Source organism: Pseudoalteromonas sp. ABV4_021 (assembly GCF_056159365.1).
The window spans coordinates 1103965-1130624 of record NZ_JBSWVB010000002.1; the positions used below are offsets into that span (position 1 = coordinate 1103965).

Annotated in this window: 31 protein-coding genes and 1 pseudogene; 9 read left to right on the forward strand and 23 right to left on the reverse strand. The window is 41.9% G+C overall.

The window, feature by feature from the left end:
* Window positions 1-100 precede the first annotated feature (100 nt).
* From proB to ACXAFE_RS19085, 3 genes are read right to left on the reverse strand one after another with little or no spacing between them, the layout of a single operon-like run.
* The gene (gene proB / locus ACXAFE_RS19075; protein WP_475156497.1) at window positions 101-1210 is read right to left on the reverse strand and encodes a glutamate 5-kinase; all 1110 of its coding nucleotides are present in this window, start codon (window positions 1208-1210) and stop codon (window positions 101-103) included.
* Between the two features lie 3 nt (window positions 1211-1213).
* Window positions 1214-2692 (reverse strand): sodium/proline symporter PutP, encoded by a 1479-nt coding sequence (gene putP / locus ACXAFE_RS19080; protein WP_475156501.1) that lies wholly within the window; start codon window positions 2690-2692, stop codon window positions 1214-1216.
* Window positions 2693-2717: 25 nt separating this feature from the next.
* Window positions 2718-2861 (reverse strand): hypothetical protein, encoded by a 144-nt coding sequence (locus ACXAFE_RS19085; protein ID WP_161805647.1) that lies wholly within the window; start codon window positions 2859-2861, stop codon window positions 2718-2720.
* A gap of 353 nt (window positions 2862-3214) precedes the next feature.
* Between ACXAFE_RS19085 and ACXAFE_RS19090 the strand changes: the two genes are divergently transcribed.
* The gene (locus tag ACXAFE_RS19090; protein ID WP_475156508.1) at window positions 3215-4183 is read left to right on the forward strand and encodes a catalase family peroxidase; all 969 of its coding nucleotides are present in this window, start codon (window positions 3215-3217) and stop codon (window positions 4181-4183) included.
* The gene (locus tag ACXAFE_RS19095) at window positions 4180-4698 is read left to right on the forward strand and encodes a cytochrome b (RefSeq protein WP_475156513.1); all 519 of its coding nucleotides are present in this window, start codon (window positions 4180-4182) and stop codon (window positions 4696-4698) included. The genes ACXAFE_RS19090 and ACXAFE_RS19095 overlap by 4 nt, the downstream gene beginning before the upstream one ends.
* Before the next feature lie 103 nt (window positions 4699-4801).
* On the opposite strand, the gene ACXAFE_RS19100 is transcribed toward ACXAFE_RS19095, so the two are convergent.
* Both ACXAFE_RS19100 and ACXAFE_RS19105 read right to left on the reverse strand, forming a co-directional pair.
* Complete coding sequence (locus ACXAFE_RS19100; protein WP_475156516.1) at window positions 4802-7852, reverse strand: efflux RND transporter permease subunit; 3051 nt, start codon at window positions 7850-7852, stop codon at window positions 4802-4804.
* 2 nt (window positions 7853-7854) lie between these two features.
* The gene (locus ACXAFE_RS19105; RefSeq protein ID WP_475156519.1) at window positions 7855-8937 is read right to left on the reverse strand and encodes an efflux RND transporter periplasmic adaptor subunit; all 1083 of its coding nucleotides are present in this window, start codon (window positions 8935-8937) and stop codon (window positions 7855-7857) included.
* Window positions 8938-9159: 222 nt separating this feature from the next.
* Here ACXAFE_RS19105 and ACXAFE_RS19110 point away from each other — a divergent pair, with 222 nt between their 5' ends.
* Window positions 9160-9771 (forward strand): TetR/AcrR family transcriptional regulator C-terminal domain-containing protein, encoded by a 612-nt coding sequence (locus ACXAFE_RS19110; protein WP_475156521.1) that lies wholly within the window; start codon window positions 9160-9162, stop codon window positions 9769-9771.
* Window positions 9772-9807: 36 nt separating this feature from the next.
* Here the strand turns inward: ACXAFE_RS19110 and ACXAFE_RS19115 are convergent, their stop codons facing one another.
* The 10 genes from ACXAFE_RS19115 to ACXAFE_RS19160 all read right to left on the reverse strand — a co-directional run bounded on the left by ACXAFE_RS19115 (window position 9808) and on the right by ACXAFE_RS19160 (window position 15247).
* A complete protein-coding gene (locus ACXAFE_RS19115) occupies window positions 9808-10074 on the reverse strand; it encodes a GNAT family N-acetyltransferase (protein ID WP_475157784.1) in 267 nt (88 codons plus the stop codon).
* 175 nt (window positions 10075-10249) lie between these two features.
* The gene (locus ACXAFE_RS19120; RefSeq protein WP_475156523.1) at window positions 10250-10492 is read right to left on the reverse strand and encodes a hypothetical protein; all 243 of its coding nucleotides are present in this window, start codon (window positions 10490-10492) and stop codon (window positions 10250-10252) included.
* Window positions 10493-10494: 2 nt separating this feature from the next.
* Window positions 10495-11241: an SDR family oxidoreductase gene (locus tag ACXAFE_RS19125; protein WP_475156524.1), complete on the reverse strand. Its 747-nt coding sequence runs from the start codon at window positions 11239-11241 to the stop codon at window positions 10495-10497.
* Between the two features lie 4 nt (window positions 11242-11245).
* Window positions 11246-11656, reverse strand: coding sequence for a GFA family protein (locus ACXAFE_RS19130; protein ID WP_475156526.1), 411 nt, complete (start codon window positions 11654-11656; stop codon window positions 11246-11248).
* 8 nt (window positions 11657-11664) lie between these two features.
* Window positions 11665-12150, reverse strand: a complete 486-nt coding sequence (locus ACXAFE_RS19135) for a helix-turn-helix domain-containing protein (RefSeq protein WP_054978024.1) — start codon at window positions 12148-12150, stop codon at window positions 11665-11667.
* Between the two features lie 142 nt (window positions 12151-12292).
* The gene (locus ACXAFE_RS19140; protein WP_475156531.1) at window positions 12293-12835 is read right to left on the reverse strand and encodes a GNAT family N-acetyltransferase; all 543 of its coding nucleotides are present in this window, start codon (window positions 12833-12835) and stop codon (window positions 12293-12295) included.
* Window positions 12836-12847: 12 nt separating this feature from the next.
* On the reverse strand, window positions 12848-13309 hold the full coding sequence (locus ACXAFE_RS19145) for a 2-thiouracil desulfurase family protein (protein WP_475156533.1): 462 nt from the start codon (window positions 13307-13309) through the stop codon (window positions 12848-12850).
* Between the two features lie 4 nt (window positions 13310-13313).
* Window positions 13314-13811: a GNAT family N-acetyltransferase gene (locus ACXAFE_RS19150; protein ID WP_475156536.1), complete on the reverse strand. Its 498-nt coding sequence runs from the start codon at window positions 13809-13811 to the stop codon at window positions 13314-13316.
* A 1-nt stretch (window position 13812) separates the two neighbouring features.
* Complete coding sequence (locus tag ACXAFE_RS19155; protein WP_475156537.1) at window positions 13813-14568, reverse strand: alpha/beta hydrolase; 756 nt, start codon at window positions 14566-14568, stop codon at window positions 13813-13815.
* Between the two features lie 73 nt (window positions 14569-14641).
* A complete protein-coding gene (locus ACXAFE_RS19160; protein WP_475156539.1) occupies window positions 14642-15247 on the reverse strand; it encodes a class I SAM-dependent methyltransferase in 606 nt (201 codons plus the stop codon).
* 81 nt (window positions 15248-15328) lie between these two features.
* Between ACXAFE_RS19160 and ACXAFE_RS19165 the strand changes: the two genes are divergently transcribed.
* Window positions 15329-15736: a helix-turn-helix domain-containing protein gene (locus tag ACXAFE_RS19165; RefSeq protein ID WP_010558517.1), complete on the forward strand. Its 408-nt coding sequence runs from the start codon at window positions 15329-15331 to the stop codon at window positions 15734-15736.
* 18 nt (window positions 15737-15754) lie between these two features.
* On the opposite strand, the gene ACXAFE_RS19170 is transcribed toward ACXAFE_RS19165, so the two are convergent.
* The 5 genes and pseudogenes from ACXAFE_RS19170 to ACXAFE_RS19190 all read right to left on the reverse strand — a co-directional run bounded on the left by ACXAFE_RS19170 (window position 15755) and on the right by ACXAFE_RS19190 (window position 18626).
* Window positions 15755-16552, reverse strand: coding sequence for a PhzF family phenazine biosynthesis protein (locus ACXAFE_RS19170; RefSeq protein ID WP_475156542.1), 798 nt, complete (start codon window positions 16550-16552; stop codon window positions 15755-15757).
* Window positions 16549-16920 (reverse strand): hypothetical protein, encoded by a 372-nt coding sequence (locus ACXAFE_RS19175; protein WP_475156546.1) that lies wholly within the window; start codon window positions 16918-16920, stop codon window positions 16549-16551. Before ACXAFE_RS19175 ends, ACXAFE_RS19170 begins: the two co-directional genes overlap by 4 nt.
* A gap of 133 nt (window positions 16921-17053) precedes the next feature.
* Window positions 17054-17458 carry an MAPEG family protein gene (locus ACXAFE_RS19180; RefSeq protein ID WP_475156551.1) on the reverse strand — a complete coding sequence of 135 codons (405 nt, stop codon included), beginning with the start codon at window positions 17456-17458 and terminating at the stop codon, window positions 17054-17056.
* Window positions 17459-17501: 43 nt separating this feature from the next.
* A pseudogene (locus tag ACXAFE_RS19185) lies at window positions 17502-18022 on the reverse strand (GrpB family protein).
* A gap of 172 nt (window positions 18023-18194) precedes the next feature.
* Window positions 18195-18626 (reverse strand): GNAT family N-acetyltransferase, encoded by a 432-nt coding sequence (locus ACXAFE_RS19190; RefSeq protein WP_475156554.1) that lies wholly within the window; start codon window positions 18624-18626, stop codon window positions 18195-18197.
* 227 nt (window positions 18627-18853) lie between these two features.
* Here ACXAFE_RS19190 and ACXAFE_RS19195 point away from each other — a divergent pair, with 227 nt between their 5' ends.
* Window positions 18854-19681 carry a TIGR02285 family protein gene (locus ACXAFE_RS19195; RefSeq protein WP_475156556.1) on the forward strand — a complete coding sequence of 276 codons (828 nt, stop codon included), beginning with the start codon at window positions 18854-18856 and terminating at the stop codon, window positions 19679-19681.
* Window positions 19682-20287: 606 nt separating this feature from the next.
* Window positions 20288-20791 carry a hypothetical protein gene (locus tag ACXAFE_RS19200; RefSeq protein ID WP_475156558.1) on the forward strand — a complete coding sequence of 168 codons (504 nt, stop codon included), beginning with the start codon at window positions 20288-20290 and terminating at the stop codon, window positions 20789-20791.
* A gap of 213 nt (window positions 20792-21004) precedes the next feature.
* Here the strand turns inward: ACXAFE_RS19200 and ACXAFE_RS19205 are convergent, their stop codons facing one another.
* Complete coding sequence (locus ACXAFE_RS19205) at window positions 21005-21535, reverse strand: Crp/Fnr family transcriptional regulator (RefSeq protein ID WP_475156560.1); 531 nt, start codon at window positions 21533-21535, stop codon at window positions 21005-21007.
* 179 nt (window positions 21536-21714) lie between these two features.
* Between ACXAFE_RS19205 and ACXAFE_RS19210 the strand changes: the two genes are divergently transcribed.
* Genes ACXAFE_RS19210 through ACXAFE_RS19220 form a run of 3 tightly spaced genes read left to right on the forward strand, consistent with a single transcriptional unit; the run spans window position 21715 to window position 23583 of the window.
* On the forward strand, window positions 21715-22449 hold the full coding sequence (locus ACXAFE_RS19210; RefSeq protein WP_475156565.1) for an SDR family oxidoreductase: 735 nt from the start codon (window positions 21715-21717) through the stop codon (window positions 22447-22449).
* Window position 22450: 1 nt separating this feature from the next.
* A complete protein-coding gene (locus ACXAFE_RS19215; protein ID WP_475156569.1) occupies window positions 22451-22909 on the forward strand; it encodes a DUF2141 domain-containing protein in 459 nt (152 codons plus the stop codon).
* Between the two features lie 8 nt (window positions 22910-22917).
* Window positions 22918-23583 (forward strand): TVP38/TMEM64 family protein, encoded by a 666-nt coding sequence (locus ACXAFE_RS19220; RefSeq protein WP_475156574.1) that lies wholly within the window; start codon window positions 22918-22920, stop codon window positions 23581-23583.
* Window positions 23584-23604: 21 nt separating this feature from the next.
* Here the strand turns inward: ACXAFE_RS19220 and ACXAFE_RS19225 are convergent, their stop codons facing one another.
* Together ACXAFE_RS19225 and ACXAFE_RS19230 are read right to left on the reverse strand one after the other, a co-directional pair.
* Window positions 23605-25224 (reverse strand): sensor domain-containing diguanylate cyclase, encoded by a 1620-nt coding sequence (locus ACXAFE_RS19225; RefSeq protein WP_475156579.1) that lies wholly within the window; start codon window positions 25222-25224, stop codon window positions 23605-23607.
* A 464-nt stretch (window positions 25225-25688) separates the two neighbouring features.
* Window positions 25689-26159 (reverse strand): hypothetical protein, encoded by a 471-nt coding sequence (locus ACXAFE_RS19230; protein ID WP_475156586.1) that lies wholly within the window; start codon window positions 26157-26159, stop codon window positions 25689-25691.
* Window positions 26160-26660 lie beyond the last annotated feature (501 nt).

Below are 26660 nucleotides of genomic sequence, written 5' to 3' on the forward strand. Positions count from 1 at the left end.
TTATAGAGGTAAATATAAAAAGGGTTAGCGCTTTGCTAACCCTTTTGTTGGGTTGTAATTATGTTTGATAGGGTCAAACATTTACGGTGCAAGTTAGTTGCTAATTATTTAACGATACATATTGCTCTGAGAGAATAGGCGCTGCTGAGTCATGCAGCTTCTCCGATAAGGCATCGTTGTCTTGCTCTGCTACAAAATTAAGTAAACAGCTGCTGTAATTACTTTTTACTTTGGCAAGTTTGTCGCCATTTTCTTTACGTAGCAATACTACTTCGCCTGCTGAAAAGTCACCAATTACATTCACTAAATCTTGCGGTGTGATAAGGTCTTCGCTTTGTTTTTGCATCGCAAATGTGTCTTCAACAACCAATTCACCTTGTGCTTTGGTGGTGTGTTTCATCCAGTGACTTTGGTCTTGCATTGGCGTTTCAATAGCGTGGAACAAGGTGCCCGGGTTACCGCCTTGTAATAACGTATTAAATGTCGCTTCGCTAAAGCCATTAACAATGTATGTATTAATACCGTGTGAAACTGCTTTTTCAGCTGCTTGTACTTTGGTTTTCATACCGCCAGTACCAACATCGCTGGTTGCACCGCCTGCCATTGCGTAAATTTCAGGATCAATACGCATTACATCAGGAATAAGCGTTGCGCTTTTGTCCTCATGAGGATTAGCGGTATAGAGTCCGTCGATGTCAGAGCAAATAATCAATGCATCGGCGTAAGCGGCACTGGCCACCATAGCTGATAAATTGTCGTTATCGCCCACTTTTAGTTTGTCGGTAGTTACCGTATCGTTTTCATTTACGATTGGCAGAATATCGTTATGTAATAACGCAGTCAGCGTATCGCGTACACTTTCAAAGCGGTCGCGATTGCGTAAATCGGCATGGGTAAGCAGTACTTGGGCTGTATTAAAATCAAATAATCTATCCCAAGTTGCCATCATTTCTGACTGACCTGCTGCCGCCATGGCTTTTTTCACTGTCATCGACGAGTTGTCGACGTTATTAAATAAGTGCGCGCCTGCGGCAACCGAGCCAGATGATACTAATACCACCTGAATGCCCGATGCGCGGCAACGTACGATAAAATTTGCGATACTTAATAAATACTGGCTACTGCATCCATCTCGGTGAGGTGCAATTAATGCACTTCCCACTTTGATTACAATCCGTTTCCAGCCGATATTTTTAAGATTTTGTTGCATAAATTAAGCCTCTTGGAGCTTGGCGTTTGTTGCGTTGAACCATTTGATAGCTTGCTGATCTGGCTGCTGTGTGTTCAAGCTAACCAATACAATTGCAAGTGAGCTCGCTACAAAACCCGGTAATAACTCGTAAAAGTAAACACTTAAGGTTTCGCCATTTTCAAGTAGTGGCACGTACGCCCAAAGCAGTACGGTGAGTGAACCCACGACAACACCGGCAACCGCGCCGCTGTGCGTTAGTTTTTTCCACCACAAGCTAAAGATCACCAGTGGGCCAAATGCTGCGCCGAAACCGGCCCATGCGTTTGATACTAAATTCAGTACGCTGCTATTGCTGTCTAGGGCAATAAGCGATGCCACTACGGCAACTACTAGCACACACACGCGGCTGATCATCAGCAGTTCGTTACTGCTTGGCTGACGCTTTGCATAGCTTTTGTAAATATCTTCTACCAGTGAGCTAGACGACACTAACAGTTGTGACGAAATGGTACTCATAATGGCAGCTAAAATTGCTGCTAACAGCCAGCCCGCCACAAATGGGTGGAACAAGAACTGCGATAGAAAGATAAAAATGGTTTCAGGATCTGATACTGATTGCTCGCTATTGGCGATAAAGCTTGCGCCAACAAGGCCAGTTACTAGCGCACCAATAATCGAAATCGTCATCCACGATAAACCGATTTTGCGCGCTTTGGCCAAGTTTTCATGGCTATCAATTGCCATAAAACGCACGATAATGTGTGGCTGACCAAAGTAACCAAGGCCCCATGTCATTAAGCTTAGTGCGGCAAGTAATTCAACATTGCCAAAATCAAACGACATTGATTGGGTGAAATTACTGGCGGCTTCTGCATCAAAGTTACTGAAGGTCACCATAGGTACAGCAACCAATGCAATTAGCATGATTACGCCCTGAATAAAGTCACTTAAACTTACCGCTAGGAACCCGCCAAGTACCGTGTAAATCACGACAATGCTTACGGTAGCAATAATGCCAATGGTGTAATCAATATTAAATGCCGATTCAAACAATTTACCGCCGGCGACTAGGCCAGATGCGGTATAAACTGTAAAAAATACAATAATAACAATCGACGCAATTAGTCTGACACTGCCTTTCTCAAGAGCGAAGCGCTTTGAAAAGAACTCAGGAATTGTCAGAGCATCATCTGCAAGTTCTGTGAATACGCGAAGCTTAGGCGCAACTATGTGATAGTTCACGTACGCACCTAACACTAGGCCAACTGCAAGCCAAATACTGCCTAATCCACTAACATAAGCGGCACCCGGAAGACCCATCAACATCCAGCCACTCATATCTGAGGCACCAGCTGATAACGCGGTCACTTTGGCGCTAACATTGCGCCCACCGAGTAAATATTCACCGTTATCTGAGGTGGATTTTTTCATGGCATAAACGCCAATGAAAATTAGCAGGGCGAAATATAATAAAATAGAAAAAGTCGCGTAATCGAACATTTTATTTCAGTACTAATTAATTATGTTATTTGCTTTGAGAATTTGCGTAGCGCCCTTGTGAGTCACCTGAGATTCGCTTTTTAGCAAGAGAACCCGCGGCTAATAAGTAACTTACAGCGGCGATAAATTTAAAAGAAAGGTACCCAAAAAGATCCGTCTTAGTACTCATGATATTTACCTCATATGGTTAAAATTGATTACAATTCTAATTATTTGAGCTCTAATTTCAAGTGAATAAAACTTGATCAACACTAAAAGTGCATTTAAGTGTTTGTTTATATTGATCTAATTTATTTTTGACGTTTTTATGATTTATTTAGGTTTAATGAGATAAACAAATATTAATTTGAAGTCGAAGCAAATAAGGCTAAATAGGTGAAATAAATTGGCCTGTTTTCCGGTTTATACCGTATAGACCGTGCATTTATACCAATCGGCTACGCTCTTTTAGTTATGTTTGCATTTTCAGCGATTGGTATAGATGTGAACTTTATCGTGGTTTTTTAAAGTTAAGGGGCACATTTGAAAACACTTATTCAATTTTTATCTTGGTCGGGTTTGCTGTTGTCTGCCAATTTAGTTGCACAGGAAAAAGTCACTGCGCAGCAATTTGTCGACTTGCAAGAGGGCAATAAGCCGTTTGCTGGTTTTCGCCGAGCGCATGCGAAAGGTGCGTGTGTAACAGGTGAGTTTGTCGCTAATGGCGCACTTGCACCCTACACAAAAGCAACTTTGTTTGAAGCTGGAACGACTGCTTTTGTTGGTCGCTTTTCAATTGCGGGTAGTAATCCAACAGCGCCAGATTTAAAAGCACCCGTGCGCAGCCTAGCGTTGAGTTTTAATTTAAGCAGCACTGAGCAGTGGCGTATTGCCATGAATACACCGCCTACGATGGCGGTCACTAATGCACATGATTTTTATCAGCAAATTGTGGCAATTAAGCAAGGACCTGATGCGATTAAAGCATTTTTTAATGAGCATCCTGAAAGCAAAGACTTTTTAAATTGGAAAGCCAGCTACACCCCGTCTTCGAGTTTTGCGCTTGAGCAATACAACAGCATAAACGCGTTCTATTTAATTGATAATCAAAGTAATAAACACGCTGTTAGGTGGCATGTTATGCCTCGCGATAACACACTAAATACCCTTACAAATAGCGATAATGCGCTGTTTGATGAGTTAGCAAGCCGTTTAACAAGTGGGCCTGTATCATTTAATTGGGTGTTTACTTTAGCTGGTGATGACGATGATGAAACTAATCCTGCGGTAATTTGGCCAAGCTCACGCAAACAGGTATCTGCGGGAGTGCTCAAGATTAAAGCTATCGATACCAGCGAAGATGCGCGCTGCCACGATATAAACTTTGATCCGCTAACCTTGCCAACGGGCATTGCCGCGACTCAAGATCCCATCTTGAATGCGCGCTCTGCGGCATATGCTGAGTCTTATCGTCGTAGAGCGAAAGAAAAACTGCTGGAGGCGCTGCAATGATCGCCAAACACAGTTTAAGTTTAAGATTATTACACTGGGTAATGGCGATGATGTTTGTATCGCTGTTTGCTGCAGGTTTAACTATGGTTAGTTCACTTGAACCATGGCAACCCAGTTTACTGGCGCTGCATAAGGCGTTTGGCTTAGTTGCTTTAGTGTTATTTGTGCTGCGTGTGTGCGTTAAATTTAGCTCAACGCCGGTAACTCAGAGCAATGATGAATCTAAGTTGCAGAAAATGGCAGCAAGCGGTGTGCATTTTCTACTTTATTGTTTGATGTGTGCAGTGCCACTAACGGGCATTTTGTCGCAGTATTTTGCCAGTAAGCCAATCTCGTTTTTTGGCATAGTGAGCATTGGCGTGAAAAGCGAGCCAGACATTGTGCTTTATGGCTTGTTTCGCGAATTACACAGCTTACTTATTGCTGTGTTTGCATTGCTAATTTTGATGCATGTTGCGGGTGCGCTGTATCATCACTTTATTAAAAAGGACGATACCTTAAAACGCATGCTTTAACGTTTGCTGTTAGTTTATATAGCGGCGTTATCGAAAATAAAAAAGCGAGTTGGGAAACCCTAACTCGCTTTTGCTTATTGCATTTTTTTCGGCTAGCAAGGTGTTAATTTACTTTCACTTTGCGATAGCTTAAGCGGTAAAAAATGCTATAAAACACAGGCACGGCAATCAATGTGAGCAAGGTTGCAAATGCTAAACCACCCATAATGGTTACTGACATATCGGCGAAGAACGCATCGCTTAAAAGCGGCGCCATACCTAAAATAGTGGTAATCGCAGCCAGTGCAACAGGGCGTAAACGTGACGCGCTGGCCGATAAAATAGCTTCGTTTGGTACGCTGCCTTCTTTGATTTGCAGATCAATTTCTTCAAGTAAAACAATGGCATTTTTAATTAACATGCCAAATAAACTTAAGAAACCCAGCAGTGACATAAAGCCAAACGGCATATCGGTAACAAGTAAACCAGTTACCACACCTACCGCAGCCATTGGCACAACTAACCAAATAATCAGTGGCTGGCGCACGCGGCCAAATAACACAATAGAAATCAACAGCATCACTAAAAAGCCCGCAGGCAAGCCTGTACCAAGTGCTTTTTGTGCATCGCGTGATGACTCGTATTCACCACCCCATTCTAGGCTATAGCCAGCCGGTAGTTGAATTGCTTCAATTTGTGGTTTGATACGTGCAAATGCTTTACCTGCGGTTTCATCAAAGCCCGGGTCGGCAAGTACCGTAATGGTTCTTACGCGGTCGCGGCGGTGAATTTGAGTCTCTTCGTTTTCCAGTTTTAAGCCCGTTGATACTTGCCTAAATGGAATGTATTTACGCTGTGATGAACTCCACACTAAGCTGTTTTCAATTGCTTCGGTTTCCGATTGGCCCGAGCTTGCTACTTTGGCGGTAATGGCATAGCTGTAATCACCATCTTGTAAGCGACCAAGCTCCAGCCCCGTTGATGCATATTGAATCGTTTGTGCAAAATCATTACGTGAAACCGCCGCAATACCTGCGTTTACCGAATCATAATGGGTGTTTAGCACTAAGCCTTTTTCACGCCAATCGTGGCGAATATCGCGAATTTTGCCATCGTTCAGCATAATGTTTTCTGCTTCACGGGCTAACTGGCGCAGTACTTCAGTATCTGGGCCTGAGAATCGCGCTGCTAATTTAGCGCCACCACCTGGGCCAAACTGCATTCGTTCGGTATAAAAATCGGCGTTTAGGTCGATGTCTGGCATCAGCTTAGTTAACTGCTGAATCACACCGTCAATTTCATCGCGCTGGTGGGTGCGTACCAAGAAAAAGCCGTAACTTTCGTTTGGTTGTTGCGGCGCATAAGTTAAGGTAAAGCGATCTGCACCACGGCCAACAAAGCTGGTTACTGACTTTATTTCATCAAAGTGCAGTAGCATTTTTTCGGTATCGGCTACTTTTTTGGTGGTTTCGCGAATATCTTGCCCTTGCGGTCCCCAGTAATGCACAAAGAAAATAGGCGCATTTGAAGGTGGGAAGAAACCTTGTTTCACTAAACCAAAACTGGCGTAGGCAATAAAGGTGATGGCAAAAAGCACCGCAACCGTAATCCATCTTAATTTAAGTGCGCTGTGTAGTAGGGCGATATAACCACGATAAAATGCACTGTGACCAGATTGTGAATCTGATTGCTGCTCCACTTTATAAAAGTATTTACCAAATAGCGGCACTACGGTGATTGCTAATACCCAGCTGAGCATGAGCGAAATTAACACCACCGCAAATAGCGAGTAAAGAAACTCACCCGTTGCGTCGTCTGATAAACCAATGCCCGAGAAGGCGGCGATTCCGATTACTGTTGCACCTAATAATGGCCATTGCGTACGTTTTACAATAAAGCTTGCGGCCTCAAGCGCTTTTTTGCCTTGTTTCATACGCAGCATCGTACCTTCGGCAACTACAATGGCGTTATCAACCAGCATCCCCATAGCAATTACCATAGCGCCCAGTGAAATACGCTGTAACTGCAAACCCATCAGCCACATAATTAATACGGTGCCCATTACGGTAATTAACAATACCGAGCCAACCACCACGCCTGAGCGCCAGCCCATAAATACCATTAGCGTTAAGGTTACAACAATCACCGACATGATCAGGTTATTAATAAACCCTTTTACAGATTCATCAACAATATTGGCTTGGTCGTAAATTGGGGTCAGTGTGATGCCTGCAGGCAGCTCGTTTAACAAGTCGGCCACTTTAGCATTCACGCGCTTGCCCACTTCAACAATGTTGACGTCGTTTAGCGCCGATACGGCAAGGGTAATTGCTTCGTTACCTTGGTAGCGAATAAGCGTAGGCTGGATATCGAGCGGCTCAAATTTAAGCTCAGCAATATCACGAATCTTAAATGACTGGTTAGTACCTGGTACAACAATTGTTAGGTTATAAATTTCTTCAATTTGATCTAGCGGGTTTTCAACAATTAAACGCAGGCTACGGCCTTCTAGCTGAATACGACCGCCATTAAATGGTTTTAAATTTTCTTCAAGTAGCGCAGTGATTTCGGGAAATGAAATACCTAAGCCCGACAACTGATATGGGTTGATGTAAGCCACCAATTGCTCTTGTTGCACACCACTGACTTGCACTTTGGCAACGCCTTCGGTGATGAGTAAATCGCGGCGAATAATGCGCGCAAATTCACGTAACTCTTGCGGGCTAAACTCAGGCGCACTCAGCGCGTAATACATGCCGTAAACATCACCAAAGTCATCGTAAACCGTTGGTGCATGGCTACCTGATGGCAAAATACTAGTGACATCGCGCAGTCGTTTTCTCAGTTCATCCCATATTTGCGGTAACTCGTTTGAGTCGAAGTTAGGTTTTACTTCAACGGTGATTTCCGACAAACCGGGTTTTGAAATAGACGTTAGCTGTTTAAGTTGCGGCATTTGTTGCAGCGCAATTTCAAGTTGTTCGGTGACTTCGCGCTCAACCTTTTGCGCACTAGCGCCCGGAAACTGGGTTACAACTTGCACTTGCTTAATGGTAAATGCCGGGTCTTCTAAGCGACCAATGTTACTTAAACCAAGGGTGCCACCAATTAATAATACAATCACCAGCAGCCATATATTGACTGGGTTTTTAATTGAATAACGAGCGATATCCACAGTTATAGCTCCGCTTTATAAGGTTTTACAATCATGCCTTCGCGCATTTGCGCGGCGCCTGCGGCTACTATTAAATCACCTTCGGTAATACCATTTTTAATGGCTGCAAAACGGGTTTTAACCGATAACACATCGACGTTTGCCTTGCTTACTTGTGCCGTGTCGCGATTGAATTTCCAAACATGAAATCCCTCGCTATCGTTACCTTGTAACGCGTTAAATGGCACTAGCAAATGTTGCTCGTCGCTTTGGCTTTCAAGGCTTACTTGTACAACAGCACGAGCTCCAGGGGTTAAATCGGTGTCATTTGCTTGTGCGGCAAATACCACCTTGTATGTTTGTGTAATAGGGTCGGGCTGCGTGGCATGCTCAATGTATTCTAATTGGTAAATTTTATCGGGCGCCGAAATAATGTGTGCGTTAGCGCCAATTAACGAACCCTCTTGGTATTTGCTTACTAAACGCTCCGGCACATTCACATTAAAGTAATAGCGCGAAACATCTTGTAGGCGAGCCACAATATCGCCGGCTTGAACGTAGTTTCCTCTTTCCGCGAAGCGTTCTGAGATCTGCGCATTAAATGGCGCGAGTAAGGTGGTGTAACTGAGGTCTTTTTCGGCGCGTTTAAGGGCGATATCGGCCAGTTCAAAGTTGGTTTTTGCATTATCTAACTGACTTTGAGATACCAAACCGTTTTTTGCCGTTGCTTCAATGCGCTCTAAATCTCGTGTTGCTTGGCGGTAGCGCGCTTCGGCTTCTTGCACGCGTTGTTTAAACGGGGTTGGGTCAATTTGTGCAAGCAGTTGACCTTGGTTTGCCAGCGTACCTGTCATTAACTGTGTTTGGATTAAACGACCAGATACTTCAAAACTTAAATCGACGGTTTTTACCGCCGAGACTTCTGCAGGGAAAGTACGGTTAACCAATTTTGCGTTGCTTACAGCAGGTACTAGCTTAACTGCTTGTACTTTTTCTACCGTAAGTTGTTCGGCAGGGGCGTCGGAACATGCTTGCAAAAACAAAGTTAACAGCGAAAGTGCGACTAATTTTACACGGGTCGCAGAGGTAAAAAAGTGAGTTTTCATAGTCATTGTTGCTTAGTTGTCAAAGTTTAATAAAACGAACTTGATTTTATCTTTATGATTTTTAAAGCATTTAAAACCTAAAATAGAAAACCGCTAACGGCTTAAATACGCTTTAGTACAATCATTAATAAAGTAAACTGTACGGTGTAGTTTACTGGGCGTAATTGAAAAGTAAACCAATTAGTGTAAAAATAATTTCCAACTTTTCTAAGAGACCAAATCATGAGCGAAGCCAAAATCAGCCGCAGTATGCAAAAACGCCAAGCGATTATTGATGGCGCAAAAACGGCATTCCAACAATATGGTGTAAGCGACACCAGCATGGATAAAATTGCCGAAACTGCGCAAGTATCAAAGCGTACTGTTTACAATCACTTTGAAAGTAAAGAGATTTTGGTAACTCACATTATTCGTGATATTTGGAGTCAGAATATTCTGACGTATGAGTTTGAATACGATAAGAATAAAGATTTGCGCAGTCAGCTGAGCGAGTTGATTGCCAACGAACTTCAGTTTATGTGCGATCAAGGCACACTTGATTTAATTCGCGTGGCGATGGGTTACTGCTTATTTAACCCAGAGATGTCTAATGGTGAGTTACGTGAGTTCTTTGAACAAGAAACAACGCTTATTCGTTGGCTTAGACATGCTATGGAAGATGGAAAATTTCGCAAAAAAGACCCGTACCTAGTGTCTGAGCAATTACTAGGTTTGTTAAAAGGGCAAGCTTTTTGGCCGCAGGTGTTACATTTTGATGAGCGCTTGACTGAAGCGCAAATGCGTGAGCTAACAAATGATACACTGGACTTGTTTTTAAGTTACTACGAAATTTAATTGAGTTAACGCGGTTTTGGTGTAAATGTTTCCGTATTAACGAAGGCTTAGTACCATTTTGACGTAAGTTAGGTGGTGTTTTAAAAAGGGCTCACCTTCAACATTTAAGCCAAACCGACGATAAAAAGGTACGGCTGTTTCGCGGGCATCCAGCCAAAATTTTTCAATATTGCGCTTTTTAACATCGCTTATAATATGCTGTAAAAGTTCGCTGCCGAGACCTTGGTTTTGGTAACTTGGCAAGGTGGCAAATTTGCGCAAACGCGCTTCGTTGTTATTGATAAATAACGATGCTACACATATTAGGGTCTGTTGATCTTTGCTGTTCTATTTTTGTTCTTGTTGAGCGTGCTTTTATCGCGGCGCTCGATGTGTGGCCTAGCAATCTAAGCGAATATCGAGCAACAATGAGAAAAGTGCGCTCAAAAGAACCGTTCGGCAGCGCTTGATTGGGCTTTCTACTGTGTTATCGGCTGACTCACATAGAGTAACTATGCCACACAGCCTCTGCCTTGTATAAACCCCAATCAAACTGCTGCAAAAATGAACTTGAAAGGTCAACAGACCCTAACTCTCGCTTGATTTCAATGCCAAAGTGGATGGCATTTTGGTCTTCCGGTAGTTGGCAAAAATCCATTGGTTTTTCTGGCCACAGAACTCGATGACGCACGCTAATCGTTTCGGAGGCGGTAATTTGTTGTACTTGAAAGGGTGAACGCATTGTTAGATGCCACCTGTAACATCAAGTATTTTTCCGGTGATAAATGAGGCGTCGTCTGATAATAAATAAGCGATGCTGTTTGCCACTTCAATAGGTTGCCCGCCACGCTTAAGTGGAATTTTTTCTTTGAGTCGGTCAACGCGCGTTGGTTCGCCGCCATCGCTATGAATATCAGTATAAATAAGCCCTGGGCGTATAGCGTTAACACGAATACCGCGTTCGGCAACTTCTAGGGCAAGGCCACAGGTCAGTGAATCGACCGCGCCTTTTGCTGCGGCGTAGTCAACGTATTCAAAGGGCGCGCCTGATTGCGATGCACCCGAAGATACATTCACAATTGCGCCATCACTGGGGCAACGTTTTATAAATTCTTTTGCGCATAGAAAGGTGCTGGTAAGATTACCGTTAACGGTATTTAAAAAGCGCTCAAGGGAAATATCTGAAAGTACGCTTTGTTTGAATAAAATACCTGCGTTATTAACGAGATAATTCACTTTGCCCAAATTCGCTTCAATGTTATCAAAAAGGTGAGTAACTGCGCTTTCGCTTGTAACATCTGCACAAAATGTATCGCACATTCCGCCGTTTTGTTTTATCTCATTTGCAACATCTGTTGCGGCGTTGGCATTTTTTACATAGTTAATAGCGACACTATAACCGCGCTTAGCGAGCAGTTTTGCCGTAGCGGCGCCAATACCGCGAGAAGCGCCAGTAACTAAAACAACTTTGTTTATTGTGTCTTTATTCATAGTGCTATTTTGAGCGACTTGGCTCGAACTCGCTGTAGTGTGGCAAGTCCATATTTAAACTATCCCAATTGGCTTTTGAATCAACAAAGTTATGAGACATTGGGCGTTCAACAATATCGCAGTCAAGCACTCCTAAGCGCAGGCGTAAACGTGATGGGTCATCCGCATTTGAGCTATAAAGTGGTGACGCGCATTGCTTGCAAAAATGACGTTTTCTACCCGGTTTAACTTCAAACGAGTTAATGAATTCTTGCCCCTTTTCGATTGTTAGCGACTGCGAGTCAATAAAGCCATTGGTCGCAAAGGCGGTGCCGCTTGATTTTCTGCATAGTGAGCAGTGGCAATGAATAATATCGCTGATTGGGCCATTAATTGTCATGTGAACTTCGCCGCACAGGCAACTGGCAGAATACATATTTGTCCTTAAACTGAGGGAGTTGAATTTGAAAGCTGTTTTTTACGCGCTTGAAAATCAACAAAAATGTTAATGCTTAACCACACAAACCCTATCACAAAGCTGATGCCACCAAAATCCAAATAGCGAAAATTTCCGTGTAATTCATATTGGGCATCGAAATTGGCGCCTTTTAGCGTAGGGATCAGAATATCGACAATCCACAAACCAAACATCACACTTGAGATAGCAAACGCGGCAATCCAGCCGTACTTTATCAAAAAGGCAAAGGTAATATGCTCAATGTTTGATTGTTGTTGCAGTTGCGCGGGTGTTAGCTCAAACACTGCGGCTAATGCTTTACTGGTTTCGAGCGAGGCGTTGCCATTTTTTTCAACACGCTGAATGGTGCGAATACTTAACCCCGCCGTGACTGCCAGCTCTTCTTGACTCCAACAGTGTTGTAATCGCAGTTGTTGTATTTTCTTATTATCTAATTTCACAAATAAACTCATGATGTATTTCCTTATCGATGTAAGTTGATAAGGAACAGCATAAAAATTTAGTGTACCGACTGCGCTGACAAATACCAGACATCTTAATGACACTCGCCCGTCATCTATCTGACAACTTAGCGACACCCTAATAAAGCGGCGGTTATAGTGAGTGTTGGTACTCACTTAATTGTTTTTTATCCGACCATTGGTAAACAAATTCATCGACCACTGAACCACATGGCGCATGCCATACGCCTGTCTTGACTCGTTTAGCGCCCAACTTTTCATACACTTTAATGGCGTGATGATTTCCTGATAGCACTTCTAAGTAGATGCTTGGGTGTTTGGCGTTTGCTTGTAGCCATTGTGTTGCCATAGACATTAGCTGCTTGGCGATGCCATTACCGTGATAATGACCATCGACATGTAAGTTATCGAGCAAGCTGCCAAGCTCTGTATTGTGATCGGCGTAAACACAAATAAAGCCAACGAGTTTGTTTTGATGAGACGCAATAATCACATGCTGTTTGTTATTTTCAGTAGCAAAACGAGATTGCCAAAGCGTTAAACGTTCATTTGGGGCAACTTGGTTTAAGTATTCGGCTTTTAACATAGTATGGTAGGTGTTTTGCCAACTTTGCGTGTGAAGAGACGCAATTGCTGAGGTATCGCTTTGATTGGCAACGCGGTAGTTGATGTCCATGTTTTGTGTTCCTTATTGTTTAGCCCGTTCAATTAAAGCATTAATATTGAACTGATTAAATACTTTTACGCCGTGCTGGCTTAGCAGCTGTGCAGTGACGCCTTGCCCACTTATTTTACTGCCTGTAAAGGTGCCATCATATATTTCAGTGCTGCCACAGCTAGGGCTAAGTTCGGTTAATAACGCCAATTTAATATGGTGTGTTTGGCAAAATGCTAAGGTGAGTTTTGCGCCGTGCATAAATGCGTCGGTCACATCGAGTCCATCATTTTGCATAACACGTGTGGTATTGAGTTTTTGGCGATAGATAATTTCAGCGGGCGGTCTTGGCGTTGGTAGGCCTGCGCTTACTTCGGGGCAAAAAGGCAAAAGTTCAAAATGCTGTTTGAGTGTTTGTAACTCAATGGTCAGCGCTTTGCCGTTGTAGCGTACTGGATTGCCAAACAAACAACTGCTTATTAGTAATTTTTGCATCAGCTTATTTTAGCGCTAATTCAAACTGCAGCATATCGCTGGTGTTAGAAGGCGTTTTGGTAAACCCCATTTTGCTTAGCACGTGCGCCGATTCTGGGTTATCAATGCTTACGCCACCGTGTATTACGCGCCACTGTGTTTTTGCTTTGCCATAATGAATGAGTGCTTTTAGTAGTTCACTGGCGTAACCTTTGCCCCAATATTGCGCGTTAAATAAATAACCAATATGTGCGTGGCCCTTGTCTTGATAAATTATAAGTAAGCCAATCATTGTTAATTCGGCATTGTGATAAATGCCATAAACTTGGCTTGTGTGTGCTTGTTCATTTAACCAAGCCTTTGCATCAACAGGTGTTGTAATCCCGTGAAAACTAGGTGGTAAGTAACGTGTTACCTCAGGACTTAAAATCGCAATCAGCTGGTTAAGTTCAACATGGTTTAGCGTTTGCTTTAACGCCGACACCGTGAGTCGTTGGCTATTGAACAAGCACAGATCTTTCATATTACTCGCTTTTAGAGTGACAAGGTTGGTTGTTTAAAAACTGCGTGATGTGTGCGTTTATTGCCTGTTTTAACCAGTTAGGGCCACCGTCGTACATATCGTTATGACGAGATTTTGCAATTTTAACAACACATACAGGTAGTTGTTGAGTTTCGCTTTCGTTATAAAGCACGCCTTTATCGGCTGGGAAGTCGCTACTACGAATTGAAAGTACCCTAATATTTGGATTTCGAGGAAGCGGTACACGACGATGATCGATAGTGATCACGCGCTCGATATAATCGACGCTTTCATTGGCAAGCCACGACGAAATATCGCCACCGTTTGAATGGCCAATCAACGTGAGTGCATCAAAGTTATAGTGTGTGTATTTGTTGGCATAGTGTGATTTAACAAAGCGCAGTGTTTGTGCGCCACGTTGCCAGTTTTCGCTACGCGTTTGGTATAAGTCACCGCTAACTGAGAGCGGTGGGTCATTGGGCAGTTCGTGCCCTACGGCGATAGTTAAAAACCCATTTTTATTGAGCAAAGTTTCAATAAATTGGTATTCGGTGTGTTTAATCCCATATCCCGCGCTAATTATGGCGACCGGGCATTGATTTTTTTGCGTGCAACTTGCTGAATTTATAGGCTTTGAGACTGTCACTGGAATATGACGGTCGCGTGATTTATCAAACACGCTCAGGTCACTATTTTTGGCATTAACCGCATAACTCGCAAGGCCTAACAACAGGCTTAACGCAAGAGAAAAACGCATGAATCTTCCTTTTTATAAATTATTATTTTTAAACGTTTGATTGAGCGCCTTTTTAACATTTTAGCTATATGATTTATAGTGATTTTCTCGCAACTGCTTGGATCACAGCGGCCTCACCGGTATGAAATGAACCTTCAATAACAGTGCGCTTAATGCTTTGTAGCAATGCGAAATCTAACCCGGCTAATTCATTTTTGAGCTGCGTTGTTGTGATCATGGTACTGATGTCGTTGCCGCCGCCTGTGCCTAAATGAATTTGCTCGGGTGTGTAGGCTTCAAGTAAAAATACTCCGTTTGGTTTTAAACTTTTAACCACATTGGCGTGAAGTAAACGCCTATGCGCTTGTGAAAACGGGGCAAAAATTGAGATGATGCTATCCCATTTGTTTTCGCCTAAATCAAAGTTGGTTAAATCAGCGTGAATAAACTCTACGTTTACGTTGTGCTTGTCAGCTAATTGCGCTGCTTTTTCTAATCCTTTGATTGATGCGTCGACGGCGCAGACCTCAAAACCTTGCTGAGCAAGAAATACTGCGTTGCGTCCTTCGCCTTCTGCAAGCGTGAGCACTTTGCTTGCTTTAAGTGATGAAACGTGTTGCTTTAAAAAGTCATTTGGCTGTGTGCCATAAGCATATTCGCTGTTTGAAAATCGTTTGTCCCACATGCTGTCAAAGGTCATGATTTACGCCTGTTAATTTAAACAATAGAATAAGGGTATTACTTCAAGTCGACTTTAAGTCAAGTGCACGCGAGAAAAATTATGGATATTGCACAAGTTGCTAAACAATCGGGTTTAAAACCATCAACCTTACGGTATTACGAAGAAAAAGGGCTGATCCGCTCTGCAGGTCGCAATGGGTTGCGCCGTTATTACGATAAACAGGTATTAGAGAAGTTGGCGCTAATTAACTTGGGGCGCTACGTTGGTTTATCGCTCGATGAAATTGCTGAAATGCTGCTGCCGAAAGGCGTTGAGGTGAATCGCTCGTTATTGCTTGAAAAAGCCGATGAACTCGATAAACAAATTAAATCGATGACGGCAATACGAGATGGCTTGCGCCACGCTGCCGAGTGCAGCGCGCCACATCATTTAGCTTGCCCAACCTTTCAGCGTTTTTTAAACCTTGCGGGTAAACGCCTAAAAGCGAAACCGAACAAGCTGAAATAATATCATTGCTGATTTTGCTTAAATTGTAATGGTGCCTGTTAGGTATTGCACTGCATCGCCAGAGATTTTGACGCGGCTGTCTGTTACTTCACAATACAAAATGCCGCTGCGTTTGGATGCTTGCAGCGCCACAATTTGCTGTTTATTCAGTTTTTCAGCCCAGTAGGGCGCAAGTCCTGTGTGAATAGAGCCTGTTACCGGGTCTTCATCCCCGCCATTGGCTGGCCAAAAATAGCGTGATGCACAATCAAATTGCGTGCTTGGTGCACTCACCGTAACGTCATATGGCGCGAGAAGTTTAAGCTTGTCAGAATCGGTGGTGATCGCGTTGATAATTTCTTCATTATCATAAATAGCAAAATAGGCTTGGTCGTTTTTAAGCACTTCAAGTGGCGGGTGTGATAAGCCTTTAAGCAATGCCGCGGGCACTTGGTGTGGTTCAACGGGTGTTGGTTTGCGATTTGGAAAGTCCATTTCAATACGGCCAAAGGCGTTTTTCACTATGGTCATTTCGCCGACGGCGCTTGCGAAAAATGTAAGCTTTGATATTTCAGGGTACTTAGAAAATAAAACAAAGGCCGATGCGAGTGTTGCGTGGCCGCAAAAATCAATCTCGGTAAGTGGCGAAAACCAGCGAATATGGTAAACATCTGCCTCATTTCTCACTAAATAAGCGGTTTCTGATAAGTTGTTCTCACTGGCTATATTTTGCATTTGGCTGTCACTTAGCCAATCATCAGTAATGATCACTGCTGCAGAGTTGCCTTTAAATCGCTCGTTGGTGAATGCATCAATCACCTGTATTTCAAGTTTCATGATTGCGCCTTCTCGTAAACTTTTTGTGCGATTAGCTCGCTTGTGAGCGGTTGCCCTTGCCAAATAAATACTTTGCTTGCACCAGCACCTAATCCAAGCTCAAGTAAAATACGCTCTTCAATTTCACACAAACCACCGTCGTTAAGTGCTTGTTGATGCATAACTAAGGTGAGCGTTTGCAGCAGCGATTTAGTTTGTACTTGGCTGATAGCGTCTTTGAGTTTGGCTTCGCAAGTTTGAAAATGTGCGATAGCTAAGCGCTGATTTGAAAATTCACCGCTAATGCTGTGCTGCTTTGCCGCTGAAAAGTTATCAATGGTGATGTGGTCTTTTTTTATGGTTACATAGAGTACTTGCTGGCTAAACATAATATTTCCTAAAAGGCGCGTTTTTAGCGTAAATAAACAGCTTGGTATTTGCCGTTGTTTTTAAATTTATTACTTTATGGTTAATTGTCATTATTTCAAATGGTTATTTTTCAAGCGTTATATTGCTGAGTTACTAAAACCACGCAATAAAGCCTGCAATATTTATCACAATAAGCGCCACTAAACTGATGGCAAATAATGCGCTACGCAATAATTTTAAATTTAAGTAATAACAAAGTGTATACAGGGCGCGTGCAACAAAGTAGCTGAGCGCGGCTCCGTTAACTACATTGCTATTGGCATTCATAGCAATCGCAAACGCAATGCTTAAAATAAAAATGGCAATGCTTTCATTAATATTTAGATGAGTACGGTTGGCACGAAATAATAAGTTTGCGTGATTGTTTTCAACTGGAAATCCAGGAGGGTGCTTTTTTACAATTGCCAGTACATCGGCAATTAATAGCTGCACTATCATTAACATTGCGGTTAAGCCAAGGGCTAACAGGGTAAGGTAATATTGAGTTAGGTCGACCATGATATTGTTGCGTATAAAATTGGGTTAAATACGCCAGTTCCGTTTAAATATTATTTTTGTGATGCCACTGTACTGCAAGAGCAAGATGTTGGGCAATAAAATCTGATTTTAATTCACAATATAACGCACTGTTATTGTTACAACTTATTGCTGCATCTTGCTTGATTTTAGCGTATTTAGTAGCGATATTTGGCATCGCAATAAGGTAGTCGCGAAAAACGCGATGCTTAAAGAGGTGCTCATCCCTTTTGCGAAGGCATGAATATGATGACTGCGTTTATTCCCACCTTTTTGAAAGTAGCGCCGACCACTAATGCCATTTTCCCCTTTGGCTTTGTAGCTAATGTGTTGAAGGGCTGCGTTGCATGTGTCGAGCACATCGAGGGATTTTACTTCTAGCAAAATATCAATCACTGGCTTTGCCGCCAAATTAGGCACCGACGTACTGCCAATATGCTCAATTGCGATTAAGTTACCAACAAGTATGGGTGAAATTAACGCGGCTTCACGCTCGAAGTGTTCACGCCATAGTGGTGTGTAAGCCACGACCTCGATTTTTCGCATGCGACTTCCTTTATTGTTATTTGATTAAAACGCTGTCTTTTAATTAGGCATATCAACAACGATAAATAGACTTTTACATAAACGCAAAAGCCCAAAGTTATTAGCTTTGGGCTTATGTTCTAACAATGTGGTGACGACCAACCGAGCCGTGTTACATGGTTATTGTTTAAGGCTACAATGTCATATGCAATATTGGAAAGGGCTTACCCAAATCATCAATTGGCGAGCGGGCATTAATGTGAAATCCCCTATGTTGATAAAAACCAACAGCTTGAGGGTTTTGCTCATTTACATCCACTTTTGTTGCCGCTAACTGATCAATGGCATAGTTCAACAACAATGTACTAATGCCTTTACCGCGTGCCGCATTAAGCACAAACAGCATTTCAATTTTGTGTTGATGAACGCCAATAAATCCTAATATTGCACCCAAATCATTTTTAACACATTTTAGCGTTACCACTGGAAACGCCTGCGTTAAAATAATGGGTTTAAAATACGCAATGTCCTGTTCTGTAATAAAGTCATGCGTTGCTCGGACTGAATTTTCCCAAACAGCTAGCAATTCTGCGTAGTCGTTAGGAAGCACATTCTCTACAATCATGGTATTTCTCTTTGTGACTGAAATTGATGTGCAGCCGCGAAAAATTAGTTTACCCCGTGAAACCGCATAAAGCGATGTATTTTGGTTTTGCTCATATTTAAATTCTAGACTGCCGATGTCACATGCTCTGGTATAAACACTCTATTTATTAGTTAAATTTGTTCTTATGAAAAAATTTCAGCATGTTAGCCTAGACTTATAGCGTGGTTAAATTTGAGGCGAAAAAAGTGCGCATTTTGTTACTTGTATTGCTGCTCCCCACGTATTGCCTAGCGGAAATGATCAATTGGATTGTGGTTGATTACCCTCCTTACTATATTTTAAAAGGCGAATACATGGGTCAGGGAAGAGACGAGCAAGTAATTGATTTGGTTTCTAAAAACTTAGTGGGTTATAAATTTAAACGTCATGTTATGCCGGCAAGTAGAGCGGTGAAAGCGCTTGGCAGGAATGATCAGGTGTTTTGTATGGCGTCTTTGTATCGTAATCAAGAACGCGAGCAGTTTATTAGCTTTACTGAGCAATATTCTACGCTTGGGTTATCGCCTGCTATTGCCATGCGTAAATCATTGGTTGATAAATTAGAACTTGGCAACAGTACTGATGTGTCGTTGCGTTATTTAATTTTAAATCACGGTTTAACCGTGGGCACCACACTTAATCGCTCATACAGTAAAGAAATAGATGCAATACTAAAATCATCGCCTAGCGAACAGCTATCAACTCGCGCAGGCCGCGACTCGCTTGAAAGTTTAACCTATATGTTATTAAAAGGGCGGGTGGATATTATTTTGGGCTACCCCAGCGAACACGCCTATTTAAGCAAATTGATGGACGCCAATAATGAGCTCACGCAACTGAGCGTACAAGAAGCAAAAGCGGTAGCAACCGGGTATATTGGTTGTAGCAAAAACCCGCAGGGCGACATCGCAATTAAAGCGATTGATGAAGCGCTTGCAAAGCTTAACCACAGTAAGCAGTTTACAACTATAATGCTGCGTTGGTTACCTCAGCATATGGCGCCAACATTAAAACCGTATTTAAAGGAATATTAGCGCTTGGTTAGGCGTTGTTAGCGGTGGTGTTAGATTTAGTTAGCGGTATTAGGTGTGTGGTGTTTCTTGTTAGCAATACATGTTTGGTTTTTTTATGCTCAAGTTAAAATTTAAACTTTCAGATAAACGTCAGCAAGTAACGCGTTAATTATCCAAATACGCTTTCTTACGTGAAGTTTTTTCTCGTGTTCATAGCTTTGCTTTCCGGTTTGCTTAAGCGGAAAAGGCTTTTAGCAACAGTCTGCAAGTGAGTAGCGGTCATTGATAAACCTAACGTCATTACACACATTACATTGCGAAGACCCGCTTTTGTTCATGAACATGGCACGTTATGTAAAAACATATTTGGATCAATTATGTAGATGTAAAAAACAACTGATTGATACTTAATGCTAAAAAATTAAAATTACATAGCGGTCCTCTAATGGCACGATTAAGTAATGGCTCGTTCATCTAAATCCAATTTCACATTGATAGGGTAAAAAACTACTGGTAATCTGCTGAAAATATTAAATAAATAATTTATTAGCGTGCAAATATTAGGTTGTGGATAACTTCCTTAAATCGAAATGCGCATTAATAAGCTGTTAGAAGCTCAAGAAAGTTATGAACCTTAAAAAAGAGATAGAAGGTTGGGATGGGAAATCATCGAGTGATATTGATGCAATTTACGTTCGTCACGCTGAAGAGAGTTCTTTCTACTCTACTATTATTGAGTCCACCGGGAATGCTGATCTTCAAAAAGGTGCGACGTGGCTATTAAAACGTCACTTGGAAGAGGGTCATGCTTTAGACGCTATCAAATGTACTGCTTTGATCAAGCTACTGCTAAAACAGGAGCATTGGGAGTCAAAGCTCCATATGTTGCAATGTTTCCCATATATGAATATTGGAAAAGCGGAAAAGAATAAGGCTGTAATTTTTCTACGGAACTGCCTTGTAGACGACAATAAATTTGTGCGAGCTTGGGCGTACAATGGCTTTTACGAAATTTCTCTTCAGTATCCAGAATACAAGAATGAGACTAAGCAATTATTTGAAATGGCGATGAGAGACGAAGCTCCATCGGTAAAAGCAAGAATCAGAAACATAGTGAAAAATGGCTTCTAACAAAAAGTTCAACCTGACCTCAGCTGCGTCGTTTTTTTGTGACTTCACGCTTACGCTACCACAAAAACAAACAACTTCGCCTCGGCAGGTTAACTTGGCGTTACGAATGTCAGTTGTTGGCACTTCAGCGATACGTACCAGCGAATAAAAAATTAAATTTTACAGACAACCATAAGACTTTTTTAATAAACACATTAAAAACTTGAGTTACCATTACATCCCCGTGGAGCGGTGTTTTATTCGGCTGAGCGCGACAGGGGTAATGCCAAGGTATTTTGCGATATCGTTTTGTGTAAGCTTGTTAACAAGTTCGGGTTCTTTTTCTTTAAAGCGCGTATAGCGCTCCTCCGCTGGCAGCATTAAAAACTCAAATTCGCGCTGTTCTTTTTTCATTGAGTGATTTAACAGCATGGCAATGACGCTTTGCGCTAGCGTATGAGATTGCGCGATACAATGTTGTAGGTCGTTAAAATTAAAACGGATTAATTCGCTTGGCGCGAGTGCAATTAAGTTAAACGTGCAATGTGTGTTCGCCGTAACCGCACTAATACTGCCAATCACGTTATTACATTGAATAAATGACTTTATGGTTTCTTTGCCATCATCACTTAAATAATAGGCTTTGAGCAGGCCGCTTTTTACAAAATAAAGGCAATTGCTTGAGTCGCCTTGGTAGAACACATGTTGCCCTTTTTCGAGCGACTGCTCTACGCCATATTTTGCTATAAACTCTTCTAAATTCATCCTTTTTACTTCCTATATCCTTTTGCTTATTAGCGCGTAACGGTCAACACGCTTTAGCTATTCTACAAACTAATTGCCTTTTTTGATCAGTTTTTTGTGATTTTTAACCTAGGTTAATGCCGCTGATTGCCTGTTTGCATAGTGTTAATGCCAATTTCAAATGGCATAAAAGGGAAACTATGAAGCTTATCAATAAAACCATAGTGGTGACGGGCGGCACGTCGGGAATTGGCTATCAATTGGTTAAACAACTGGCTGCGCACAACACCGTATTGGTGATAGCGCGAAACAGTGAGCGGCTAAAACCATTAGCGCTCGAATTTAAAACGCTGATGGCCTACGAGTGTGATTTAGCGCAGCCTGAAAGTTATGTGTCGGTGGTGAATAACATTACGCAGCGCCATGGTGCAATTGATGTGTTGATCAATAACGCGGCAATTCAAAACACAGCCTGTTTTACCGACCCAATGTTCAACTATGGCATGTTACGCACTGAAGTGGATGTTAATTTTACCGCGGTGTGTGCGTTTAGTTATTTGTTTTTAGCCGCATTACAGAAAAGCACTTCGCCCGCTTATATCGTTAACATTAACTCGGGATTGGCACTTGCTCCAAAAACAAACTCGGCGGTGTATTGTGCCAGTAAAGCGGCGGTAAACACCTTTTCAAAAAGCCTAGGCTACCAATTAGCCAACACCAATGTTGAGGTGTTGCAGGCATTTTTACCTTTAGTGGATACGCCTATGACCAAAGGGCGGGGGAGCGGCAAAATAACTGCACAACACGCTGCTCGCGAGATTATTCACGGTATAGAAACCAAGCAATTAGAAAACAATATCGGCAAAGTTAAGTTATTGCGTGGATTATTGCGGTGTTTTCCCTCAATGGCTTACAACATGATGAAAGGATACTGATATGTTAAAACAGTTTATAAAACGAAAAGCGATACTCGCAAGCGTAACAACGGCATTAACGTATTCGCCTGTGGCACAGGCAAATAAAAGCGAGCTAACCGTACACGTGACAAACATTGATACATCACGCCCTGGCGACATTGTATTGATGATTTTTAATGAGACTGGCTTTCCCAAACAGCATGATAAAGCAATTTACACATTAGCAACGCCTGCTGATAACACGCAATTGCGCTTTCACCTTGAGCTTGAGTTACCAGTGTTTGCGGTGAAAGTACTGCACGATGAAATTGGCGACCGCAAAGTCACCAAGAATTGGACTGGCATTATTCCTTCAGAGGGACTTGGCTTTTCAAATGGTGCCACGTTAAGTTGGCGGGGAGCGCCTACGTTTAAAAACGCTGCGATTGTGCGTAATAGTCAAACCTTATCACTGACAATTCCGGTTATTTATCCGTAGGAGGAAATATGACTTCTTTAGTTAAGGTTATGCTGACATTAGCGGTATTTTTTGCCTCGACTTTCGTTGTTTTAAAATCAACCGGCTTGGTAACCGTCTCAAAAGTAGAAGCGTGGTTTGAAATGGCCAAATCGGTTGATGCAATTTATGTTTGCGTTGTTATTGTATTACTGCTGTTTGCAGACTTATTTATTGCTATTCCAACGTTAACTGTGATGTTACTAGCAGGGTTTTTTCTTGGCCCATTAGTTGGGTCGATAAGCGCTGTAATAGGCTTGAGCCTTGCGGGAGGTTGTGGTTATGGCTTAAGTAGGCGCTATGGTCACTTTCTTTTAAACTTTTTAGTAAACGATCAGCAAAAACGAGCTGATGCTGTAAATATGTTTCAGCAACATGGCGCAGTAGTGATTTTACTTTCAAGAGCTACGCCAATTTTGCCCGAAGTTTCAGCGTGTATGGCGGGTATGACCAAAATGCCTTTTATGAAGTTTTGCATTTTGTGGTTGGTGAGTACGGTACCTTATGCTGTTATTGCCTGTTATGCCGGTTCGATTAGTTCGGTTGAAAATCCCAAACCTGCAATTTTTACCGCAATTGGTTTAACCGCGTTATTTTGGAGTGGTTGGTTTGTGTTTAGTAAAGTAACGAAAGCGAAGCGCCAGCTATTAACGTAAAGTATGCTAACCGAGTTGAGGTTAAACTGCATGTTTTTGCATTTCGCTGTTGTAATCCACGACGCGGTTTCGGCCTTGCTCTTTGGCTTTATACAGTGAGCTATCAGCTTGGTGCAATAGCGTTTCAATAGAAAAATTATCAAACTCATCGCAACAGCTAACGCCAATTGATATGGTTAAAAATTGCGAAATCAAAGACGTTTTATGCTCAATGGCAAGTCCCTCTATTGCTTCACGTATGGCGTATGCCATATTTCGTGCATCACTTTGGCACGTGTTGAGCAGTACAACCACAAACTCTTCGCCGCCATAGCGAGCAATTACATCATTTTGGCGACGAGTATGGCGCTTTAATGCTTTTGCAACGTTTTTTAGTGCTAAGTCACCTTGCTGGTGGCCGTAACTATCGTTGAATTTTTTAAAGTAATCAACATCTAGCATAATCATACTAATTGGCATAGCCGATGGTGTTAATTTTTCTAACACTTGCATCATGGCGCGGCGGTTAGCAATGCCAGTGAGTGGATCGGTGTCACTTAATCGTTTTAATTGGCGGTTGTTATGTTTTAGTGCATGTTGTTGCACATGTACTTTATTAAATAACACATCAATAAGCAGGGCTAAACGGCCTATTTCGTCGGTGCGTTCTAAGTTTGTTGAGAGTTGAAAATTACCGCGATCCATTACTTCCTTGACGGTGGCTTTGAGCTTATTGAGCGGTTCAATAATCATAACGGTAAGAATAAAATAGATAATAAGCAGTATGACCAACGACATTAATAGCGCCATAACCATCGACATTTCAAATGGGCTGTCATCAAACATTCGCTTGGGTGTGGGATAACTCAAGATCAACGCTGGCTTATTGAATATGTCATTAAATCTCACATGAATATTCGAAAGTTGGGTGCGAATATGGTTTTGTGCATCCAGCTTATTAAAATCGATAACAGGCGTTGTGGCAGAGAAGGTGTCAGCTTGCGCGGCAATTATTGTAGTTTGGGTTATGTCGCTAAGTTGGTGCGCAATTTTGCCATCAAAATAACTCCATACTAACATTGTGCCGGCTAAGTCACCCACACCAGATGATGGTAAAACACTCCCGCTTACGAATAAAATTAGTCTGTCATCAAGGGTTATTAGCCCTTTTTTAAACAGCGTTTGTTGCCCGTTGTTTATCACTTCTTGTTTGCTAATAAGTAAGGTTTTTTTTAGGCTTGGCGGCAGCGACTTAAAGGGTGAACTTGATAGCGGATTGTTGTTTTGATCTATCGCTAATTCGTCAATAAGCGTTTGTTTTTGATCAAAAAAACTCATGCCGTTTATTTTTAGAGAAACAAACGATTTAGGAATAAAGAAGTTAGTTTCCAAATAGTCTAAATCACGTGTCAATATCACATTGTAAAGCTCATCCCACACGGCGTTATCGTACACCAGCATTTCAAGTTCGTTGTACACTCTAAGCAGCGCAGAATTGAGTTTGTAAATATCCTTTTTATCTTTTTCTACTTCAAGTGCGACTAGTTGCGGAATAGTCCAATATTCACGGATCACTAAGTGCACGCTTGAGAACGCAAGTAGCATGATTACGAATATAAGTAGTAACTTAATACGCAAACTTCGCGCGATAAAACTAAACATACACAAACCTGTAGCAAAAAATGTGAGAGCAGTGCGTTGTGGCTTAACGCTCTTATTTATGAGTATAGGAAAGGATTTAACTTTGCGTAGAGCGAATGAAAATAGTTATTTTCAAGCGTTACTAGTTAAGGTTTTTCTAATCGTTATTTTTATTGGTTTTTGCGTTAAATTTTATTCCGATATTTGGCTAAAGGAGCAAGGAGTACTAAGGGTGATTGGTTGATTTGCGACTGTGCAGGAAGTGTAATGGGGCTTTACACTTACGGTAAGCATTATTTAATCTCAGAGAGTGAACGTTTGTTGGCACTTAATGATGTTTTGCCTTAAGTGCCAATTATAAAGGTGTGTTATACCGTGAATTCGCGAGAGTTCTCATTAAGACGTTCGCTGGTTTGTTCAAGCATTTCACTCGCGCCGTTGTCTGCCAATTTTTGGCTGATACAGCTAAGCCACCAAAAAATAGCTTACTTCAACAAATCGCGTAACAACACCGCTTTATTTGATGTTGTAAGCATGGCTTTATCTTTGGGTAATTGTTTAAGTTTCTCAGCAACTTGTTTTTGTTCATTTAGGGTTAGCTCGCCATACATCCTTGGGTAAGGCCAGCCATAGCCCCAACGAAATGTGGTAGGTAAAAATGGAGTGCCGCCAACGCGCACGCCTGCCAACATCAAATTTGCTATTTGTTTTTCTCCCACTTCGGCAACGCATATTTTAAGTGCCATATCGGCATCTTTGCGTTGCTGATAACTGCCGCCTTGCCAGTACGCTAAATCGTGCGCAACGCAGCAGTTGAGCCAAAGACTATTTTGCTCAAAAGTACCATCGGGAAAGGCGCTGCAACCATCACTGGTAAAGGGTTTTAGTTCGTTTGACGCAGCGACGGTTTGAGTAAAAAGCAACAAACCAATACTTGCTAAGATTGTGTATCTCATTGAGTGTTTAAATACGCGAGGATTATGCTGTGCGTTAGCATATCAGAATGTTGCAATAAGAGAACCATATTACACCTATTAAATATATGGTTTTTAACAAAAAACAAAGGGTTGCTAGTTGGCGTTATTATTTCCTTACCATCACCGCCTCCCCTTAAACACTTAGTAACATTAATGACACATGGATTTGATGACAACTTATTAACAATCGTGTTATAAATTAGCAGCACAACAAGGAGTTATACACATTGAACGTGAATGATGAAAAAGAACAAACTGCTACGGTAATTTGTTTTTTAATTGGCGGCTTAGTTTTAGCCACCGGAATTTATGATTTTTTCTTTTACGACCTTCATATACGAGATCTGATAAACATAGTTGCTGTTTTTCTTATTCTTGTTGGCCTGGGTTTAGCACCAAAAACCTTTTTTACGCCGATTGGCAAACTGTTTTCAACGTCTTATAAATTACCCACATTAGTGAATTCAAAAATACAGCAAA

What these genes read in the sequence shown, in the direction of transcription:
- ACXAFE_RS19105 (WP_475156519.1), bottom strand. Translation starts at nt 8,937, where the DNA reads ATGAAAACTCACTTTTTTACCTCTGCGACCCGTGTAAAATTAGTCGCA.
- ACXAFE_RS19140 (WP_475156531.1), bottom strand. Translation starts at nt 12,835, where the DNA reads ATGGACATCAACTACCGCGTTGCCAATCAAAGCGATACCTCAGCAATT.
- ACXAFE_RS19130 (WP_475156526.1), bottom strand. Translation starts at nt 11,656, where the DNA reads ATGTATTCTGCCAGTTGCCTGTGCGGCGAAGTTCACATGACAATTAAT.
- ACXAFE_RS19125 (WP_475156524.1), bottom strand. Translation starts at nt 11,241, where the DNA reads ATGAATAAAGACACAATAAACAAAGTTGTTTTAGTTACTGGCGCTTCT.
- ACXAFE_RS19220 (WP_475156574.1), top strand. Translation starts at nt 22,918, where the DNA reads ATGACTTCTTTAGTTAAGGTTATGCTGACATTAGCGGTATTTTTTGCC.
- ACXAFE_RS19165 (WP_010558517.1), top strand. Translation starts at nt 15,329, where the DNA reads ATGGATATTGCACAAGTTGCTAAACAATCGGGTTTAAAACCATCAACC.
- ACXAFE_RS19210 (WP_475156565.1), top strand. Translation starts at nt 21,715, where the DNA reads ATGAAGCTTATCAATAAAACCATAGTGGTGACGGGCGGCACGTCGGGA.
- ACXAFE_RS19170 (WP_475156542.1), bottom strand. Translation starts at nt 16,552, where the DNA reads ATGAAACTTGAAATACAGGTGATTGATGCATTCACCAACGAGCGATTT.
- ACXAFE_RS19175 (WP_475156546.1), bottom strand. Translation starts at nt 16,920, where the DNA reads ATGTTTAGCCAGCAAGTACTCTATGTAACCATAAAAAAAGACCACATC.
- ACXAFE_RS19145 (WP_475156533.1), bottom strand. Translation starts at nt 13,309, where the DNA reads ATGCAAAAATTACTAATAAGCAGTTGTTTGTTTGGCAATCCAGTACGC.
- ACXAFE_RS19120 (WP_475156523.1), bottom strand. Translation starts at nt 10,492, where the DNA reads ATGCGTTCACCCTTTCAAGTACAACAAATTACCGCCTCCGAAACGATT.
- ACXAFE_RS19160 (WP_475156539.1), bottom strand. Translation starts at nt 15,247, where the DNA reads ATGACCTTTGACAGCATGTGGGACAAACGATTTTCAAACAGCGAATAT.
- ACXAFE_RS19205 (WP_475156560.1), bottom strand. Translation starts at nt 21,535, where the DNA reads ATGAATTTAGAAGAGTTTATAGCAAAATATGGCGTAGAGCAGTCGCTC.
- ACXAFE_RS19150 (WP_475156536.1), bottom strand. Translation starts at nt 13,811, where the DNA reads ATGAAAGATCTGTGCTTGTTCAATAGCCAACGACTCACGGTGTCGGCG.
- ACXAFE_RS19155 (WP_475156537.1), bottom strand. Translation starts at nt 14,568, where the DNA reads ATGCGTTTTTCTCTTGCGTTAAGCCTGTTGTTAGGCCTTGCGAGTTAT.
- putP (WP_475156501.1), bottom strand. Translation starts at nt 2,692, where the DNA reads ATGTTCGATTACGCGACTTTTTCTATTTTATTATATTTCGCCCTGCTA.
- ACXAFE_RS19135 (WP_054978024.1), bottom strand. Translation starts at nt 12,150, where the DNA reads ATGAGTTTATTTGTGAAATTAGATAATAAGAAAATACAACAACTGCGA.
- ACXAFE_RS19180 (WP_475156551.1), bottom strand. Translation starts at nt 17,458, where the DNA reads ATGGTCGACCTAACTCAATATTACCTTACCCTGTTAGCCCTTGGCTTA.
- proB (WP_475156497.1), bottom strand. Translation starts at nt 1,210, where the DNA reads ATGCAACAAAATCTTAAAAATATCGGCTGGAAACGGATTGTAATCAAA.
- ACXAFE_RS19085 (WP_161805647.1), bottom strand. Translation starts at nt 2,861, where the DNA reads ATGAGTACTAAGACGGATCTTTTTGGGTACCTTTCTTTTAAATTTATC.
- ACXAFE_RS19095 (WP_475156513.1), top strand. Translation starts at nt 4,180, where the DNA reads ATGATCGCCAAACACAGTTTAAGTTTAAGATTATTACACTGGGTAATG.
- ACXAFE_RS19110 (WP_475156521.1), top strand. Translation starts at nt 9,160, where the DNA reads ATGAGCGAAGCCAAAATCAGCCGCAGTATGCAAAAACGCCAAGCGATT.
- ACXAFE_RS19230 (WP_475156586.1), bottom strand. Translation starts at nt 26,159, where the DNA reads ATGAGATACACAATCTTAGCAAGTATTGGTTTGTTGCTTTTTACTCAA.
- ACXAFE_RS19200 (WP_475156558.1), top strand. Translation starts at nt 20,288, where the DNA reads ATGAACCTTAAAAAAGAGATAGAAGGTTGGGATGGGAAATCATCGAGT.
- ACXAFE_RS19225 (WP_475156579.1), bottom strand. Translation starts at nt 25,224, where the DNA reads ATGTTTAGTTTTATCGCGCGAAGTTTGCGTATTAAGTTACTACTTATA.
- ACXAFE_RS19190 (WP_475156554.1), bottom strand. Translation starts at nt 18,626, where the DNA reads ATGATTGTAGAGAATGTGCTTCCTAACGACTACGCAGAATTGCTAGCT.
- ACXAFE_RS19215 (WP_475156569.1), top strand. Translation starts at nt 22,451, where the DNA reads ATGTTAAAACAGTTTATAAAACGAAAAGCGATACTCGCAAGCGTAACA.